This window comes from Agrococcus jejuensis, assembly GCF_900099705.1.
Lineage (GTDB): Bacteria > Actinomycetota > Actinomycetes > Actinomycetales > Microbacteriaceae > Agrococcus > Agrococcus jejuensis.
On sequence record NZ_LT629695.1, the window covers coordinates 1,770,514 to 1,785,159 of the forward strand.

General features: G+C 72.1%; 16 protein-coding genes. 5 read left to right on the top strand and 11 right to left on the bottom strand.

All coding sequences use genetic code 11. The annotated features are described in order from the left end of the window. Positions 1 to 26: 26 nt before the first annotated feature. The 9 genes from BLQ67_RS08415 to BLQ67_RS08450 all read right to left on the bottom strand — a co-directional run bounded on the left by BLQ67_RS08415 (position 27) and on the right by BLQ67_RS08450 (position 10,540). On the bottom strand, positions 27 to 1,616 hold the full coding sequence (locus BLQ67_RS08415) for a peptide ABC transporter substrate-binding protein (RefSeq protein ID WP_092504173.1): 1,590 nt from the start codon (positions 1,614 to 1,616) through the stop codon (positions 27 to 29). A 272-nt stretch (positions 1,617 to 1,888) separates the two neighbouring features. Then, positions 1,889 to 3,646 (bottom strand): cytochrome c biogenesis protein DipZ, encoded by a 1,758-nt coding sequence (locus BLQ67_RS08420; protein WP_092504175.1) that lies wholly within the window; start codon positions 3,644 to 3,646, stop codon positions 1,889 to 1,891. Between the two features lie 168 nt (positions 3,647 to 3,814). Beyond that, positions 3,815 to 4,228, bottom strand: coding sequence for an arsenate reductase ArsC (locus BLQ67_RS08425; protein WP_092504177.1), 414 nt, complete (start codon positions 4,226 to 4,228; stop codon positions 3,815 to 3,817). Positions 4,229 to 4,294: 66 nt separating this feature from the next. Continuing rightward, positions 4,295 to 5,362, bottom strand: coding sequence for an oxidoreductase (locus BLQ67_RS08430; RefSeq protein ID WP_231944999.1), 1,068 nt, complete (start codon positions 5,360 to 5,362; stop codon positions 4,295 to 4,297). Further along, a complete protein-coding gene (locus BLQ67_RS16705) occupies positions 5,359 to 6,513 on the bottom strand; it encodes a M20 family metallopeptidase (protein ID WP_197674584.1) in 1,155 nt (384 codons plus the stop codon). The genes BLQ67_RS08430 and BLQ67_RS16705 overlap by 4 nt, the downstream gene beginning before the upstream one ends. Beyond that, positions 6,510 to 7,517, bottom strand: a complete 1,008-nt coding sequence (locus tag BLQ67_RS16710; protein WP_197674585.1) for a ketopantoate reductase family protein — start codon at positions 7,515 to 7,517, stop codon at positions 6,510 to 6,512. Before BLQ67_RS16710 ends, BLQ67_RS16705 begins: the two co-directional genes overlap by 4 nt. Next, positions 7,514 to 8,299: an SDR family NAD(P)-dependent oxidoreductase gene (locus BLQ67_RS08440; protein WP_092504178.1), complete on the bottom strand. Its 786-nt coding sequence runs from the start codon at positions 8,297 to 8,299 to the stop codon at positions 7,514 to 7,516. The genes BLQ67_RS16710 and BLQ67_RS08440 overlap by 4 nt, the downstream gene beginning before the upstream one ends. Then, complete coding sequence (locus tag BLQ67_RS08445) at positions 8,299 to 9,612, bottom strand: MFS transporter (protein WP_092504180.1); 1,314 nt, start codon at positions 9,610 to 9,612, stop codon at positions 8,299 to 8,301. Before BLQ67_RS08445 ends, BLQ67_RS08440 begins: the two co-directional genes overlap by 1 nt. A gap of 28 nt (positions 9,613 to 9,640) precedes the next feature. Continuing rightward, positions 9,641 to 10,540, bottom strand: coding sequence for a polysaccharide deacetylase family protein (locus BLQ67_RS08450; RefSeq protein ID WP_092504182.1), 900 nt, complete (start codon positions 10,538 to 10,540; stop codon positions 9,641 to 9,643). 189 nt (positions 10,541 to 10,729) lie between these two features. Between BLQ67_RS08450 and BLQ67_RS08455 the strand changes: the two genes are divergently transcribed. The 5 genes from BLQ67_RS08455 to BLQ67_RS08475 all read left to right on the top strand — a co-directional run bounded on the left by BLQ67_RS08455 (position 10,730) and on the right by BLQ67_RS08475 (position 13,618). Beyond that, on the top strand, positions 10,730 to 11,749 hold the full coding sequence (locus BLQ67_RS08455; RefSeq protein WP_157674734.1) for an Lrp/AsnC family transcriptional regulator: 1,020 nt from the start codon (positions 10,730 to 10,732) through the stop codon (positions 11,747 to 11,749). A 124-nt stretch (positions 11,750 to 11,873) separates the two neighbouring features. Then, a complete protein-coding gene (locus tag BLQ67_RS08460) occupies positions 11,874 to 12,068 on the top strand; it encodes a hypothetical protein (protein ID WP_092504186.1) in 195 nt (64 codons plus the stop codon). A 69-nt stretch (positions 12,069 to 12,137) separates the two neighbouring features. Then, positions 12,138 to 13,091 (top strand): glycoside hydrolase family 26 protein, encoded by a 954-nt coding sequence (locus tag BLQ67_RS08465; RefSeq protein ID WP_092504188.1) that lies wholly within the window; start codon positions 12,138 to 12,140, stop codon positions 13,089 to 13,091. Positions 13,092 to 13,184: 93 nt separating this feature from the next. Then, positions 13,185 to 13,373 carry a hypothetical protein gene (locus BLQ67_RS08470; RefSeq protein WP_092504190.1) on the top strand — a complete coding sequence of 63 codons (189 nt, stop codon included), beginning with the start codon at positions 13,185 to 13,187 and terminating at the stop codon, positions 13,371 to 13,373. Beyond that, a complete protein-coding gene (locus BLQ67_RS08475) occupies positions 13,370 to 13,618 on the top strand; it encodes a hypothetical protein (RefSeq protein WP_092504192.1) in 249 nt (82 codons plus the stop codon). The genes BLQ67_RS08470 and BLQ67_RS08475 overlap by 4 nt, the downstream gene beginning before the upstream one ends. Positions 13,619 to 13,633: 15 nt before the next feature. Here BLQ67_RS08475 and BLQ67_RS08480 read toward each other — a convergent pair whose 3' ends face one another. Both BLQ67_RS08480 and BLQ67_RS08485 read right to left on the bottom strand, forming a co-directional pair. Next, complete coding sequence (locus BLQ67_RS08480; RefSeq protein WP_092504194.1) at positions 13,634 to 14,149, bottom strand: hypothetical protein; 516 nt, start codon at positions 14,147 to 14,149, stop codon at positions 13,634 to 13,636. Positions 14,150 to 14,252: 103 nt separating this feature from the next. Further along, on the bottom strand, positions 14,253 to 14,576 hold the full coding sequence (locus BLQ67_RS08485) for a DUF7882 family protein (RefSeq protein WP_092504196.1): 324 nt from the start codon (positions 14,574 to 14,576) through the stop codon (positions 14,253 to 14,255). Positions 14,577 to 14,646 lie beyond the last annotated feature (70 nt).

Consider the following 14,646-nt stretch of genomic DNA (forward strand, 5'->3'; position numbering starts at 1 on the left):
GCCCCGCCGGTGGGATGGGCTCGTGATCAGTCGGCGAGCACGATCTCCCGCAGGGTCGGGTTGCCGACGGGCGAGGTGACGAGCTCGGCGATGCGCTCGCTCGTCACGTACGAGTACGTCTCGTTGAAGAGCGGCACGGCGGGGAACTCGGCCTGGATGAGCTCCTGCACCGCGGCGTACGCGGTGCCGTCGCCCGACGGGTCGGCGTCGGCCGTCGCCATGGCTGCCGCGACCTCGTCCGAGTAGAACGGGATGCAGTTGTCGCATCCGCCGCCCTGGATGAAGAACACGCGCAGCGTCGCCTGCTGGCTCGGGTACAGCGCACCCCAGCGGCTGAAGTACGGGGAGTCGATGTCGCCCGCGGTGCGGGTGGCGAGGAACTCCGCCCAGTCGGCCGAGGGGTTGATCGTCGCCTCGATGCCGAGGTTCTGGCGCAGCTGGTTGGCGATGGCCTCGTACAGCGGGTCGAGTCCGCCGCCGCCGGGGAAGTAGATCTCCATCGTGCCGTCGAAGCCGCCGGCCTCCTCGAGCAGCGCCGCGGCGGCCTCGGGGTCGTACTCGCAGTACTCGCCGCAGATGCCCTCGGGCGTGCCGGGCTCGATCGTGGGCGTCCACGCCGTCGCCGGCTCGTAGGTGCCGCCGTAGACGACGTCGATGATGGTCTCGCGGTCGATGGCCATCGAGATCGCCTGGCGCACGCGCACGTCCTGGTAGCGCTCATCCCACAGCGGCAGGCCGAGGAACGAGATGCCGGGCGCCTCGAACGAGTACAGGCGGTCGCCGAAGTCGCCCGCCGCCTGCGTGAGGCGCGATGCGGGCACGCCGTTGACGTCGAGGTTGCCGGCGAGCACGTCGGTGTACGCCGTGGCCTCGTCGGTGTAGGGCACGAACGAGATCTGGTCGATCGTCGGCTCGTCGCCCTGGAAGTCCTCGTAGGCGGTGACGACGATCGTCTCGTTCTCGACGTAGTCGTCGACGATCTCGAACGGACCGTTGCCCGCGGGGTGCACGTTGTAGGCGTCGAAGTCGTCGAACGCCGACTCCGGCATGGGGAAGAAGGCGGTCATGGCCTGCGACACCTGCAGCGGGAACTGACCGTCGGCGCCCGAGAGCTCGACGGTGAAGGTCGTGTCGTCGACGACCGTGAGGCCCGACATCTCGTCGGTGGTGGGCTCGCCCTCCGCCGGGTTGAGGTCGCCGTAGCCGACGACGTTCGCGAGCTGGCCGGAGTTCTCCATGGCGTTGGGGCCGTAGGCGACGGCGTTCCACGAGTCGACGTAGGACTGCGCGGTCACGGGGGTGCCGTCGTGGAAGGTCCAGCCGTCGCGCAGCGTGATCGTCCACGTGACGGCGTCCTCGGTCTCCACCGACTCGGCGGCGATGTAGTCGAGCGAGCCGTCGTCGTTGAGGAACGTGAGCGGCGACCACACCGCCATGTTGAAGTCGAACGCGACCGACTGGCGGCCGGGGATGAGCAGCTGCGGGTCGGTGGTGCCGTAGCTGATGGCGTTCTCGGAGGCGGCGGCGTCGGAGTCGCCGCCACCTCCCGAACAGGCGGTGATGGCGAGCGCGGAGGCCGCGATGGCCCCCACGAGCGCGAGTCGAGTGCGTCGCATGGGTCTCTCCTGGTGCCGGGGGATGCGGCGACGCTCGACGACGTGCTGACCGTCGAGGGCCGTTGGAGAGTCAGTGAACGCCTGTCGTTCACCTCTGGTCAAGCATTTCGTTCAGAAGTTTCACAAAACGGTGAAACTTTTACGCGCCTGAAACACGACGCGTTGCGGGCGTGGGCGCCGCTCGGTGCGGCTGGGCAGCCTGCACGCGGATGCCGGCCGCCGCGTGCGATGTGCACGCGACGGCCCGCTCGTGGGCGCATCTCGCCCGACGATCACCCGAAGGTGAACGAGTACGCGTTGACGCCGCTCGGCAGGGTCACCACGATCGTGCCGTCCTGGCTGGCATCGGCCCGCAGCAGCTCGTAGGCGTTCGGGGTGCCGCTGACGTCGATCTCGACGCGTTCGCCGTCGACCTCGGCCACGACGGTGCCCTCGCCCTCGAGCACCATCTGCACGACCTGCGCCGAGTACTCGAGCGTGATCTCCGCCGAGTCGCCGCGCGGCGTGACGTACTGCGACTCGAGCTGCCAGTCGCCGTCGAGCGCGAACGTGTCCTGCGGGATCGTCTCGGGGTACGAGAACGACTCCGTGCTCGCGCCGTAGCGCTCGTCGCCACCGAAGTTCACGACCTTCGACCAGCCGAGGTACGTCTCGGGCGTGCGGTCGGGGTTCGCCGCGGTCTCGTCGGCCGTCTCGGTGGCAGCGGGCAGGTCGACGCCCGGGTTCGCCTGCTCGAGCAGCTCGCGGATCATCTGCTCGCCCTCCGCGTACTGCCCCTCGCCGAAGTGCACGTTGCGCACGACGCCGTCGGCGTCGATGAGGTAGCGGGCCGGCCAGTAGGCGTTGCGGTAGTTCGTCCACGTCGACAGCGTGTTGTCGATCGCGACCGGGTACTCGATGCCGAGGCGGGCGGCGCCGTCGATGACGTTGTCGCGCACCTTCTCGAACGCGTACTCGGGGCTGTGCACGCCGATCACCTGCAGACCCGCATCCGCGTACGCGTCGTACCAGGCGTTGATGTGCGGCGCGGAGCGCTGGCAGTTGATGCACGAGTACGCCCAGAAGTCCACGAGCACGACCTGGCCGCGCAGCTCGGCGAGGTCGATCGGCTGATCGCCCTCGGTGTTGAACCACGACTCGATGCCGCGGATGCTCGGCGCGGTGCCGCACTCCTGCAGCTCGGTGGCGCCGGGGTCGCAGAGGTCGAGGTCCTGGTTCTCGTCGTTCTCGAGGCCGCCGATGGCGATGGCCTCCTGCACCTCGTCGTTCTCGGCGATCTGCTGCTGCAGCGCCGACGTGTAGTCGGGCACGAGCTGCTGCAGCCGGGCGGGCACGTCGAACACGAGGCCGACGGCGAGCAGGATCATGAGCAGGCCCGAGACGATGCGGATGGTCTTCTGGCGGCGGCGGAAGGCGCTGATGCGCTCGGCGAGCCTGCGGCCCGCGAGGGCGAAGAACAGCAGTGGCAGCGCGGCACCGATCGCGAACGAGACCGTGAGCACGACGGTGTCGGCGCCGATCTGGCCCGTCGCGCCCGCGACGGTGATGGCGGCGAGCACGGGGCCGGCGCACGGCACGTAGACGGCGCCGAGGGCGAGGCCGAGCGGGAAGCCCTGCATCTTCGACGTGCCCTTGGGCTTCGGCAGCCGCTCGAACGGCTTCTCGAGCAGGTGCTGGACCTGCGGGAACATGAGGCCGACGCCGATGAGCACGAGCACCGTGATGCCCGCCCAGCGCAGCACGTCCTGCGGGAGACCCAGGGCGTTGAGGATGAGGCTGGCCGCGAGCGTCATGATCGTGAAGCTCGTGACGATGCCGAGGATCACGAGGTACGGCCGCCAGCGCGAGACGGTGGGCGCCGCGACGCGGGTCTTCGTGGCGACGGCGCCGTCGCCGCGCTCCTCGCCGCTGGCGCCGCTGCCGCGAGCGGACTGCATGCCGCCCGACATGAGGATGACCGGCAGCACCGGGATGATGCACGGCGAGATGCCGGTGATGAACCCACCGAGCAGACCGATGATGACGAGCATGGCGCCCTCCTTGACGTTGGAGGGTTCGTCGTGGGCGGGGACTCGGATGCCTCAGGACGCGCAACTGCGCGCGCCAGGCGGATTGGATCCCGCAGATGCGGCGTTCTCGTGCGACTTCGTCCGCACGTGGCCGATGTGGCGTGCTCCAGGAGGGCGACGCCCGCAGCGTCAGCCGAGCGGCGCGAGCTCGGCGACGAGCGCCTCGACGCGGGCGCGGATGTCGTCGCGGATCGGCCGCACCGCCTCGATGCCCTGGCCGGCGGGATCCTCGAGCCCCCAGTCCTCGTAGCGCTTGCCTGGGAAGAACGGGCACGCGTCGCCGCAGCCCATCGTGATCACGGCATCCGACGCCTGCACGGCCTCGGTCGTGAGCACCTTCGGCTGCTCGGCGGTGATGTCGATGCCGACCTCCGCCATGGCGGCGACGGCGATCGGGTTGATCTGCTCGGCGGGCATCGAGCCTGCCGAGCGCACCTCGATGCGGTCGCCCGCGAGCGCCCGCACGAAGCCCGCGGCCATCTGCGAGCGGCCCGCGTTGTGCACGCAGACGAAGAGCACGGAGGGGGTGGTCACGGCATCCATCCTGCCGTGCGCGGCCGAGGCGGCCGCCGCATCGCCTGACCGGACGGATGCGGCGGCCGCCTCGAGTCAGTAGGCGCGCAGGCGCTGGGCGGGCACCCAGTCGACGTCGGCGCCGAGCTCGCGCGCCCAGCGGATGGGCGTCGACGCGTCGCGCAGCGCGGCGCGACCGATGCGCACGGCGGCGACGCCCGACGCGACGATCGCCTCCGCCTGCTCGGCCGTCTCGACGAGGCCGACGGCCGACGTCACGACGCCCTCGGCGGCGATGCGCTCCGCGAGGTGCACCTGGTAGCCGGGGCCGACGGGGATGTCGGCGAGCACGAGCCCACCCGACGACGCGTCGACGGCATCCGCTCCGGCGCCGATCGCCCACGCCGCGACCTGCGCGGCGTCGTCGGGCGTGACGCCACCCTCGGTCCAGTCGGTCGCCGACAGGCGCACGACGATCGGCAGCTCGGGCAGCTCGGCGCGGATGCGGCGCACGACGTCGAGCAGCAGCGTCGCGCGGCCGGCGAGGTCGCCGCCGAAGCGGTCGTCGCGCCGATTCGTGATGGGGGAGAGCAGCTGGTGCAGCAGGTAGCCGTGGGCGGCGTGCACCTCGACGACGTCGAAGCCCGCTGCGACCGCACGGTGCGCGGCGGCGACGAACGCGTCGGCGATCGCCTCGAGCTCGGCCGTCGATGCCGCGCGCGGCTGCGCGAGGCCGAGGATCTGCTCGTCGGAGGCCGACACCGTCTGCCAGCCGCCCGCGTCCACCGGCACCGAGCCGCGCGCGTCGCCGTCGCGGCCGAAGCCCGCATACGTGCTCGCCTTCGCGCCCGCGTGGTTCAGCTGCACGCCGATCGCCGCGCCCTGCGCATGCGCGAAGTCGACGATGGGGCGCCACGCATCCACCTGCGCGTCGTTCCAGATGCCCGTGTCCTGCCTCGTGATGCGACCGTCGGGCGCGATCGCCGTCGCCTCGACGACCAGCAGTCCCGTGCCGCCCGCGGCGAGCGCGCCGTAGTGCACGCGATGCCAGTCGGTCGGCACGCCGTCGTAGGCGTCGACGGAGTACTGGCACATCGGCGCGATCCAGATGCGGTTGCGCAGCGCGAGGCCGCGCAGCCGCATCGGCTCGACGATCGACGTCACGCCGATGCCCCGCCGAGGCGCGCGATGAGCCCGGCGGCGAGCGCGGTGCGCTGCACCATGCCGTCGATCGAGATCCACTCGTGCCGTGCGTGCGCGCCGTCGCCGACGGCGCCGAGGCCGTCGAGCACCGGCAGGCCCAGGGCAGCGGCGAAGTTGCCGTCGCTCGCGCCGCCCACCGAGATCTCCTCGACCGTCCAGCCCTGCTCGACCGACACGTCGCGCGCGACGGCGAAGAGCGCCGCCGTGACCTCGCTGCGCGGCATCACCGGCCGGTTCCAGCCGCCGGCGATCTCGAGGCCGGCGCCGTCGCGGTGCGGACGCATGGCAGCGAGGGCGGCGTCGATGCGATCCATCTCGGCGACGTCGGCGACGCGCACGTCGACGAGCGCCTGCGCGCGACCCGCGGTCACGTTCGAGCGCGAGCCCCCCGCGAGCGTGCCGACGTTGACGCTCGTGCCCGCCGAGAGGTCGGCGGATGCATGCAGCGCGAGCACCGCACGCGCCATCTCGTCGATGGCGCTCACGCCGCGCTCGGGGTCGAGGCCCGCGTGGCCCTCGATGCCGCGCGTCGTCACCGAGAAGATGCCGACGCCCTTGCGTGCCGTCTTCAGCGCGCCCTCGGCGCTCGCCTCGAACACGAGCACGGCGTCGCGCCCGGCGACGGCCTCCTCGATCACGGGGCGGGATGCGAGCGAGCCGATCTCCTCGTCGCCGTTGAGCACGAGGCGGATGGCCGGCAGCGGCAGCCCCTGCGCACGTGCGATCGCGATGGCGTGGGTGGCCTGCACGAGGCCGGCCTTCATGTCGAAGACGCCGGGACCGGTCAGGCGGTCGCCGTCGATGGTCACGGGCCAGTCGGCGAGGGTGCCGAGCGGCCAGACGGTGTCGTAGTGGCAGAGGATCGCGATGGATCCGGTGCCCCCGTTCGCGGCGGGCCAGTCGAGCACGGCGATGTTGCCCTGCTCGCCGCCGTCCACCGTGCGCGATGCCTCGGGCGCACCGAGGTGCTGCTCGACGTACGACCGCACCCACGTGAGCCCGGCCGCGAGGGCGGCGAGGTCGTCGGAGGGCGTCTCCTGCTCGGCGTACGCCGTCACGTCGGCGACGAGCGCATCCCTCGCGGCCTCGGCCGCCTGCACGAGCGCGCTCATGCGGTCGCCAGCCGGTCGAGCTCGGCGAGGTGCGCCTCGTCCATGGCGATCTCGTGGGTCTCGAGCGCGACGATCGCATCCACCATCCACTGCACGAGCGGCGTGGGGATGCCGCGGCGCGCGGCCGCCTCGAGCACGGGGCCGTACTGCGTCGGCACCTCGGTGCGGCGGCCGCGCACGGCGATGTCGCGCCAGATGCCCGAGCGCTTCTTCGTCTGCCTGCCGAGCCATGCGACGAGTCCGTCGGTCGCGGCGTCGGCGGCCTCGGCCGAGCCGAGGTAGTCGTTCGGCGCGAAGGCGTCGAAGCCCTCGAGCGCGATGCCCTCGGCCGTCGCGACCGTGAGCACCTCGCGCACGAGCGCGTGCATGCCGACGCGGTGGCGGTCGATGAGGTCGCCCATGTCGTCGTCGGCGAGGGCGGATGCGACGAGCATCGCGCCGAAGCCGAGCTTCGACCAGAGGAAGCCGGGCACGTTCTCGGAGACGATCGGCTCGCCCCAGTGGTGCAGGTCGTGCGCGAGGGTGCGCACGCGGTCGCTCGTGCCGCCGGCGTGCTCGCCGAGGGCGATGTCGCCGATGCCGCCGTCCTTCACGACGCCGGGCGCCATGACGTCGGCGAACAGGTCGACGAACGCCGCGACGGTGCGGTCGACGCCGACGTGGCGCGCGATCGTCGCCTCGTTGAGGCCGTTCTGCATCGATGCGACCCAGCCGTCGGCGGCGAGGCGCGGCGCGATCCATGCGGCGACGCCGTCGGTGGCCTGCGCCTTGACGGCGAGCAGCACGGCGCCGAGCTCGGCGGGTGCCTCGTCGGGCGTCGAGATCGGCAGTCGAGCCGTGTGCTCGCCCGTGGGGTGCTCGATGCGGAGGCCGTGCTCGCGGATGGCGGCGACGTGCTCGGGGTCGGCGTCGACGAGGTGCACGTCGGCACCCGCGAGGTGCAGGTGCACGGCGAGGGTGCCGCCGATCGCTCCTGCGCCGACGATCGTGTACTGCGAGGTCATGCCTGCTCTTCCTTGGTCGTGGCGGTCCAGTGCTGCGGGAGGTGCCAGGCGCCCGTCGACGATCCGCCGTCGACGCGCAGCACCTCCCCGGTGATCCACTCCGCCTCGTCGCCGGCGATCCAGACGACGGCGCGGGCGATGTCCGCGGGCGTGCCGCGGCGGCCGAGGGGCGTGTCGCCGACGGCGTTCGCGTACTCCTCGGTCACGGGGTTCACGCTCGAGTCGACGGTGACGAATCCGGGTGCCACGGCGTTGACGCGGATGCCGTGCCTGCCGAGCTCGAGGGCGGATGCGCGCGTGGCTGCCTCGAGCGCCGCCTTCGACGTCGAGTACGGCGCTGCACCCGGGCGGGCGCGCAGCGCGGCGCCCGACGAGATGCTCACGACGCTCGCGCCGCGGCCCGCCGCGATGGCGTGGCGCGCGAGCGCGACCGTGAGGAGCACGGGCGCGCGGGTGTTGACGTCGAGCACGAGGTCCCACGTCGCGGCGTCGAGCTCGAGGAACGGCGTCGCGGGGTAGACGCCCGCGCTCGACACGAGCACGTCGACGGGCGCGGTCGCCCACGCCGCCTCCATGAGCGTCTCGTGCGCGGTGTCGCCGCGCAGGTCGACCGTCTGCGTCGCGGCCGACGCCGCGCCCGCCTCGAGCGCGAGCGCGGCCGTCTCGGCGAGCGGCTCGGCGTGCAGGTCGGCGACCGTCAGGGCGTCGCCCCCGCGCGCGAACGCGAGGGCGACCTCCCTGCCGATGCCCGATCCGGCGCCGGTCACGAGCACGTGCCGCATCAGTCGAGCTCCTTGCCCTTCGTCTCGGGCATCGTGAGGTAGACGACGAGCCCGATGGCGGCGGCGATGGATGCGTACAGCCACACCCAGCCGCCCAGGCCGTTCGTGTTCATCCACGTCGTGATGTACGGCGCCGTGCCGCCGAAGCACGCGACGGCCAGGGCGTACGGCAGGCCGATGCCGGTGGCGCGCACCTCCGGCGGGAACTGCTCGGCCATGATGACGGCGCAGTTCGCCGAGTAGCCGACGAGCAGCACGATGCCGATGATCTCGACGGCCAGCAGCGCCCAGAAGCCGCCACCGATGAGCTGGAACGCGGGCCACGCGAAGATGAGGAAGCCGCCGGCGAACGCCGCCATCGTGGGCTTGCGGCCGATCTTGTCGGAGAGCAGGCCGCCGAACGGCAGCAGGCAGATGAAGATGATCATCGCGATGACGTTGGCGAGCAGCGCCTGGTTCAGCGGGATGCCCGTCGTGACGGCCGCGTACGTGGGCATGAAGTTGACCCACATGTAGTACAGCAGCGTGCCGGCGATCGTGATGCCGAAGACGCGCAGCGACGACTTGGGGTGCTCGCGCACCATGCGCACGAAGGCGTTGCGCTGCTTGGGCTGCGCCTCGGCGGCGACGCGCTGCTTGCCGGTCGCGAACGACTCCGTCTCCTCGATGCCGCGGCGCAGCCACAGGCCGACGAAGCCGAGCGACGCGGCGAAGATGAACGCGGCGCGCCACCCCCAGCTGTCGACGGCCTCGGGCGGCAGCGCGGTCGTGATCGTGAAGCCGAGCGCCGAGGCGATGAGCACGCCCGCCGCGACCGACACCTGCTGCCACGAGCCTGCGAAGCCGCGGCGCTCGGGCGCTGCCGACTCGACGAGGAACGCGGAGGCCGAGCCGAACTCGCCGCCGGCGGCGAAGCCCTGAGCGAGGCGAGCGAGCACGAGCAGCAGCGGCGCGACGAGGCCGACCTGCTCGTAGGTGGGCGCGAGGCCGATGACGAGCGTCGCGACCGCCATGAGCGTGATCGTGAAGAGCAGGCCCTTCTTGCGGCCGAAGCGGTCGGCGTACGAGCCCATGATCGCGGCGCCGATGGGGCGCATGATGAAGCCGACGGCGAAGATCGCGAGCGTCGACAGCAGCGCTGCGATGTCGTTGCCCGCTGGGAAGAAGTGGTGGGCGAAGATCGACGAGAACGTCGAGTAGACGGCCCAGTCGACGAACTCGACGGCGTTGCCGATCGAGCCGGCGACGATCGCCTTCTTGCCCTTCTTGCTGAGCTTCGTGCGGTGCACGGTCTCGGGTGCGGTGGTGGTCATGTGCGGTCTCTCTCGAGGTGGTGCGGGATCAGAGGAAGGGACGGACGTGACGGGCCAGGTCGGCGTGCGTGCCGATCCAGACGTCGTCGAAGGAGCGGATGTGGGTGAGGAGGTCGTCGAGGATCCGCAGGCGCGACCGGTGGCCGATGATGTGCGGGTGCATCGTGAGCTGGAAGACGCCGCCCTCCTCGCGGGCCGCGTCGAACTCGTCGATCCAGATCTGCAGCAGGCTGCGCGGCGGCATGTGGGGGCGGAGGCCGCCGAAGCGATCCATCATGAGGTACGGGGCGTCGTCGCGGATCCACTCGACGGGGATCTCGACGACGCCGGTGCGCTCGCCGCGCTCGAGCAGCTCGTAGGGGTCGGCGTCGGCCATGAGCGACGAGTCGTAGTCGAAGCCCAGCTCGCGGATGACCGAGAGCGTCGAGCCCGAGAAGTCCCATGACGGGGTGCGGATGCCGGTGGGGCGCTGGCCGATCTGGCGCTCGAACACCTCGAGGCAGCGGCTGACGAGCTCGAGCTCGTCGTCGTGGCTCAGCGCCGTGTTGCGCTCGTGGATCCAGCCGTGCACGGCCACCTCGTGGCCACCGGCGACGTACGACGGCGCCTCGTCGGGCCGCAGCAGCGCGCAGACGGCGGGCATGTAGAACGACGACGGCGCCTCGTGGCGGGCGAGGAGGTCGAGGATGCGCGGCACGGCGAAGCGGGCGCCGAACTCGCCCTGCGCCATGCGGCCGGGCGAGGTCTCGCCGTCGCGCAGCGGGATCGACTCGTGGTCGGAGTCGAACGACAGCAGCACCGCGACGCGGGCGCCGGTCGGCCACCGGAGGGCGGGGTCGTCGTGCACGAGTCGGCGTCCGGCGCGCACGTGCTCGACGTGACCGCGCCACACGTCCTCGGTCCACTGCCACGGCTGCTGCTCGTCCATGCGCTCCCTCTCGGCGTGATCGGTGACACCTGCGTCACCGATGCAGGCCACTGTAGGAAGATACGCAACCATGCGCAAGTGAGATGGGCATATCCGTCACGTTTCAGTCTTGTAACGGGTGAATCCGTCACGGCCGCTCGTCCAGGCGCACGTCGGTAGATTGAGGCCGTGCATCGCTCCGCCCCTCGCGTGAGTCGGCCCCTCCTCGACGAGACCGACCTCGACATCGTCGCGGCCCTGCACATCGCGCCCCGCGTGCCCACCGCGGCGCTCGCCGAGATCCTCGGCATCCCCACGAGCACCGCGTCGCGCCGCCTCACGCGCATGCAGGACGAGCGCCTGCTGCACGTCGTCGGCCGCTTCGCGTGGGAGCTCATCACCTCGAGCAACCCGTTCGAGCTGTGGATCACGTCGGCTCCCGGGCAGTCGCGCGCGGTGCTCGCCGAGCTGCTGCGCATCCCCGACGTGCAGTTCGTCATCCACACCTCGGGCGCCGCCGACCTGTACGTCAACCTGTTCCCGCTGCTCGGCTCCGACCACGAGGAGCTGCTCGCCGTCACGATCCCGTCGATCCCCGGCATCCGTGCGATCGACAGCCGCATGATCCTCGAGCCCGCGAAGGTCGGCCAGTCGTGGCGCTACCGCAGGCTCGACGCCGAGCGCACCGCCGCGCTCGAGGCGCACGCGTCGGTCGCGACCGAGGCCCCGATCGAGGATCTGCACCAGCTCTCCGAGCTCGAGTTCGAGACGATGCGCATGCTCGGCGCCAACGGTCGCGTGACGGCGGCCGAGGTGGGCCGCACGCTCGGGGTCTCGGCGTCGACGGCCGCGCGCGCCATCCGCCTGCTCATCCACTCGGGCGCCGTCTCGCCGCGCGTCGAGATGCAGCCCGACCTCATGGGCTACCCGCTCAACGGCATCGTCACGATCGACGTGCGTCCGCGCGACCTGCGCGGCACCCTCGAGGCCCTCGCGGCGCACCCGAGCGTGCGCCTGCTGTCGACCGTCACGGGCACGGCGCCCGTGAGCCTCGCGGGCGTCTTCGAGGGCCCGGCGGCGCTCGCGGCGTTCGTGCGCGACGACCTCGGCTCGATGCCGGGCGTGCGGTCGGTGCAGTCGGTCGCCGGCCTCAGGCTCGAGCGCCGCTACTGGATCGACCGCGAGGGCCTGCGCCTCGGCGCGCAGGTGCCCGACGTGCTGCGCCGCTGACGTTCGCCCGTCGCGCAGGGTTCTCACGACCGCAACGCCGCGGAAACGCGCCGCGCCTAGCGTGGAGCCCACGGGCGGACCTCCGCACCGAGCTGGGCTGCTCCGCCTCGAACGGAGGTGGACCATGCACACGACCATCGGACTCACGGCCTATCGGCGCGGCGTCATCGACTCGCTGCGCGGCTGGACGACCGCGCTCGAGATCGCGTACCGCAGCGGCGACGTCGCATCGGTGCGCACCGCGCAGGATGCGATCGACCGGCTCTCGCGCCTCGCGGGGCTCGCGGTGCAGCCGACCGACGAGCGCGCGGCGAGCTGACGACGACCGGCGATACGCTCGCGCTCGAGCCACGAGCACCGCAGGCTCGAGGCGAGAGGAGCGGGCGGCATGACGCGACGCCGACGGCTGCGCACGACCCTCGCGGTCGGCGTGGCGGTGCTGCTGCTGCTGGCGGGGTGCTCGTCGCCCGTCGGCGACGCGACCGGCGACGACGACCCGTTCGCCGACGTGCCCCTCGTGCCGGCGTCCGGCGTGTACCTCGGCGTCTACTACGGCGACCGCGAGCCCGACGAGACCGACGATGCGATCGGTCGCGTGCCGCAGCTGCACCTGACGTACGTCGGGTGGGAGGACGCGTGGTCGACCGATCCCGTGCTCGCTCTGGATCGCGAGCGGGGCCAGCGGTCGCTCGTCAACTGGGAGCCGTTCGGCGTGGACTTCGCCGACATCGTGGCGGGCCGCTACGACGACATGCTCGTGCAGCGCGGGCAGGAGGCGGCGCTGCTGCCCGATCCCGTCTTCGTCGACTTCGCCGCCGAGATGAACGAGGAGGAGGGGTGGGGTGGCCACGACCCCGAGCTGTACGTCGCCGCCTACCGCCACGTGCACGACGTCGTCGACGCGCACGCAGGCGGCAACGTCGTCTGGGTGTGGGCACCCAACAACGTCGACAGCGCTGGCGCCCCGCCCGCGATGGCGTACTACCCGGGCGACGACGTGGTCGACTGGACCGGCATCGACGGGTACAACTGGGGCACGTCGGATGCCGACTTCGTCTGGCAGTCGTTCGAGGACGTCTTCCGCGACATGTACGACGAGCTGAGCGCGCTCGGCAAGCCGATCATCGTCGGCGAGACGGCATCGGCCGAGGAGGGCGGCAGCAAGCCCGACTGGATCGCCGCCATCGTGCCGACGCTCGAGCAGGACTTCCCCGACATCCGCGCGCTCGTCTGGTTCGACGTCGACAAGGAGCGCGACTGGCGCATCGGATCGTCGGACGAGGCCGCCGCCGCGTTCCAGGCCATGGCCGCCGACCCGCTGTTCCAGACGTCCGACCGCTGAGCAGGAGTCGCGGTGCACATCGCGCGCCCCGCGTCCACCCGTCGCAGCGAGCGTCGGATGCGAGGAGCGTGGGACGCGACGCGAAGGAACACCATGCAGAGGCAGCTCCTCATCCTCGGCGGCGTCGCCGCCACCGGCTTCATCCTCGGCGTCCGCGCCACGCGACCGCGCTCGAAGCGGCCACCCGAGACGCTCCGCCATCAGCTCGAGCGGCTGTGGGCCGACCCGAGGGCCCGGCGCGCACGCGCGAAGGTCGCGACGCGCGTCTCGGCGCGACGATGAGCGGGGCCGACCCGACGGCCGCGGGCGACGTCGACGCGCCCCCGCGCAACACCCTCGCCGACGGACTGCGCGGCATCGGCCGACGCGAGCCGCGAGCGGACGGCGACGAGCGCAGCGACGAGGCCGCCGACCGGCACGATCGCCGCGTGCTCCGCGCGAGCCTGCAGCGACCGCTCATCCTCGCCGTGCTCATGGGCGCGGCGGCCGTCGTCGTCGCGATCGTCGTGACGCGCGGCCACGCCTGAGCCCCGCGCGCCGTCTCAGGCGGCGACGAGCGGCGCGAAGGGGCTGTTCGTCTGGTCGTGCAGGTGCGCCGCCACGGCGTCGAGCGCAGGATTCGGGATGTGCGTGACGTCGTAGTCGTCGGCGAGGTCGACGTGCGTGAGCTCGAGCCATGCGAGGTGATCAGCAGCGATGCCGAGTGCAGCGTGCATCGGCGCACCCGGCGCGAGGGTGGTGAGCGACGCGAGCGTCGCGCCGAGCGACGTCGTCACGGCGTCGACGACCGCTCGCAGCGGGGCGCGCAGGAGCGTGTCATCGGGGATGGGGGCCGCGCGCAGCTCGAGCGCTGCGGTTGCGCGATCGCTCTGGCGCACGAGGCGCGCGAGCACGTGTCGCTTGGTGCCGAGGCCGCTCGAGGCCGTCGCCGCGAGATCGGTCTCGTCGAGCTCGAGCAGCGCCAGCAGCAGCCGTCTCGTCGCGCCCTGGATGAGGTCGACGTCGGCCGCGAGGTGGGCCGAGGCGGTGCGCAGCGGCCCATGCAGCGCCATGGTCATGACGTGGACTCGGCGTCGCGCTCGGGCTGCGGGGGTGCCTGGGGGTAGAGCACCGTCGCGCCGACGGCGCTCCACGGGCTGCGTTCCGGGGCCGCGCGGCGTCTCATGCCGCCACCTCGAGCGTCTCGACGGCGGCGAGCGGGCGGCCGAGGCACTCCACGGTCAGGCCAGTCGGCCGGTTCGTGTCGCGCACCATGCGCTCGAGGCGCGCCTTGTCGAGAGGAGCCGCGACGTCGGATGCGTACGCCCACCGCAGCGTGCTCGCCTCGTGGATCCACACCGACTCGCGGCCGCCTGCCGAGACCGTGGTGAGCAGGAACGGCTCGCGGCGACGCAGCTTCGCGACGACGACCGCCGCGACATGCGCGAGGACGTCGTCGTCGATCTGGATGCCGGCCTCGTCGTTGCCGTAGTGCATGGTGCCCATGTCCGTGCTCCCATCCTCGGTGGTCGGTCGGATACGCTGGCGACGATCGGTAGATCGTCACATCGTTAGT

Coding starts and splice junctions, on each gene's coding strand:
- BLQ67_RS08445 (WP_092504180.1), bottom strand. CDS start 9,612: ATGACCACCACCGCACCCGAGACCGTGCACCGCACGAAGCTCAGCAAG.
- BLQ67_RS08470 (WP_092504190.1), top strand. CDS start 13,185: ATGCAGAGGCAGCTCCTCATCCTCGGCGGCGTCGCCGCCACCGGCTTC.
- BLQ67_RS08460 (WP_092504186.1), top strand. CDS start 11,874: ATGCACACGACCATCGGACTCACGGCCTATCGGCGCGGCGTCATCGAC.
- BLQ67_RS08440 (WP_092504178.1), bottom strand. CDS start 8,299: ATGCGGCACGTGCTCGTGACCGGCGCCGGATCGGGCATCGGCAGGGAG.
- BLQ67_RS08415 (WP_092504173.1), bottom strand. CDS start 1,616: ATGCGACGCACTCGACTCGCGCTCGTGGGGGCCATCGCGGCCTCCGCG.
- BLQ67_RS08485 (WP_092504196.1), bottom strand. CDS start 14,576: ATGGGCACCATGCACTACGGCAACGACGAGGCCGGCATCCAGATCGAC.
- BLQ67_RS08425 (WP_092504177.1), bottom strand. CDS start 4,228: ATGGATGCCGTGACCACCCCCTCCGTGCTCTTCGTCTGCGTGCACAAC.
- BLQ67_RS16705 (WP_197674584.1), bottom strand. CDS start 6,513: ATGAGCGCGCTCGTGCAGGCGGCCGAGGCCGCGAGGGATGCGCTCGTC.
- BLQ67_RS08465 (WP_092504188.1), top strand. CDS start 12,138: ATGACGCGACGCCGACGGCTGCGCACGACCCTCGCGGTCGGCGTGGCG.
- BLQ67_RS08475 (WP_092504192.1), top strand. CDS start 13,370: ATGAGCGGGGCCGACCCGACGGCCGCGGGCGACGTCGACGCGCCCCCG.
- BLQ67_RS16710 (WP_197674585.1), bottom strand. CDS start 7,517: ATGACCTCGCAGTACACGATCGTCGGCGCAGGAGCGATCGGCGGCACC.
- BLQ67_RS08420 (WP_092504175.1), bottom strand. CDS start 3,646: ATGCTCGTCATCATCGGTCTGCTCGGTGGGTTCATCACCGGCATCTCG.
- BLQ67_RS08450 (WP_092504182.1), bottom strand. CDS start 10,540: ATGGACGAGCAGCAGCCGTGGCAGTGGACCGAGGACGTGTGGCGCGGT.
- BLQ67_RS08480 (WP_092504194.1), bottom strand. CDS start 14,149: ATGACCATGGCGCTGCATGGGCCGCTGCGCACCGCCTCGGCCCACCTC.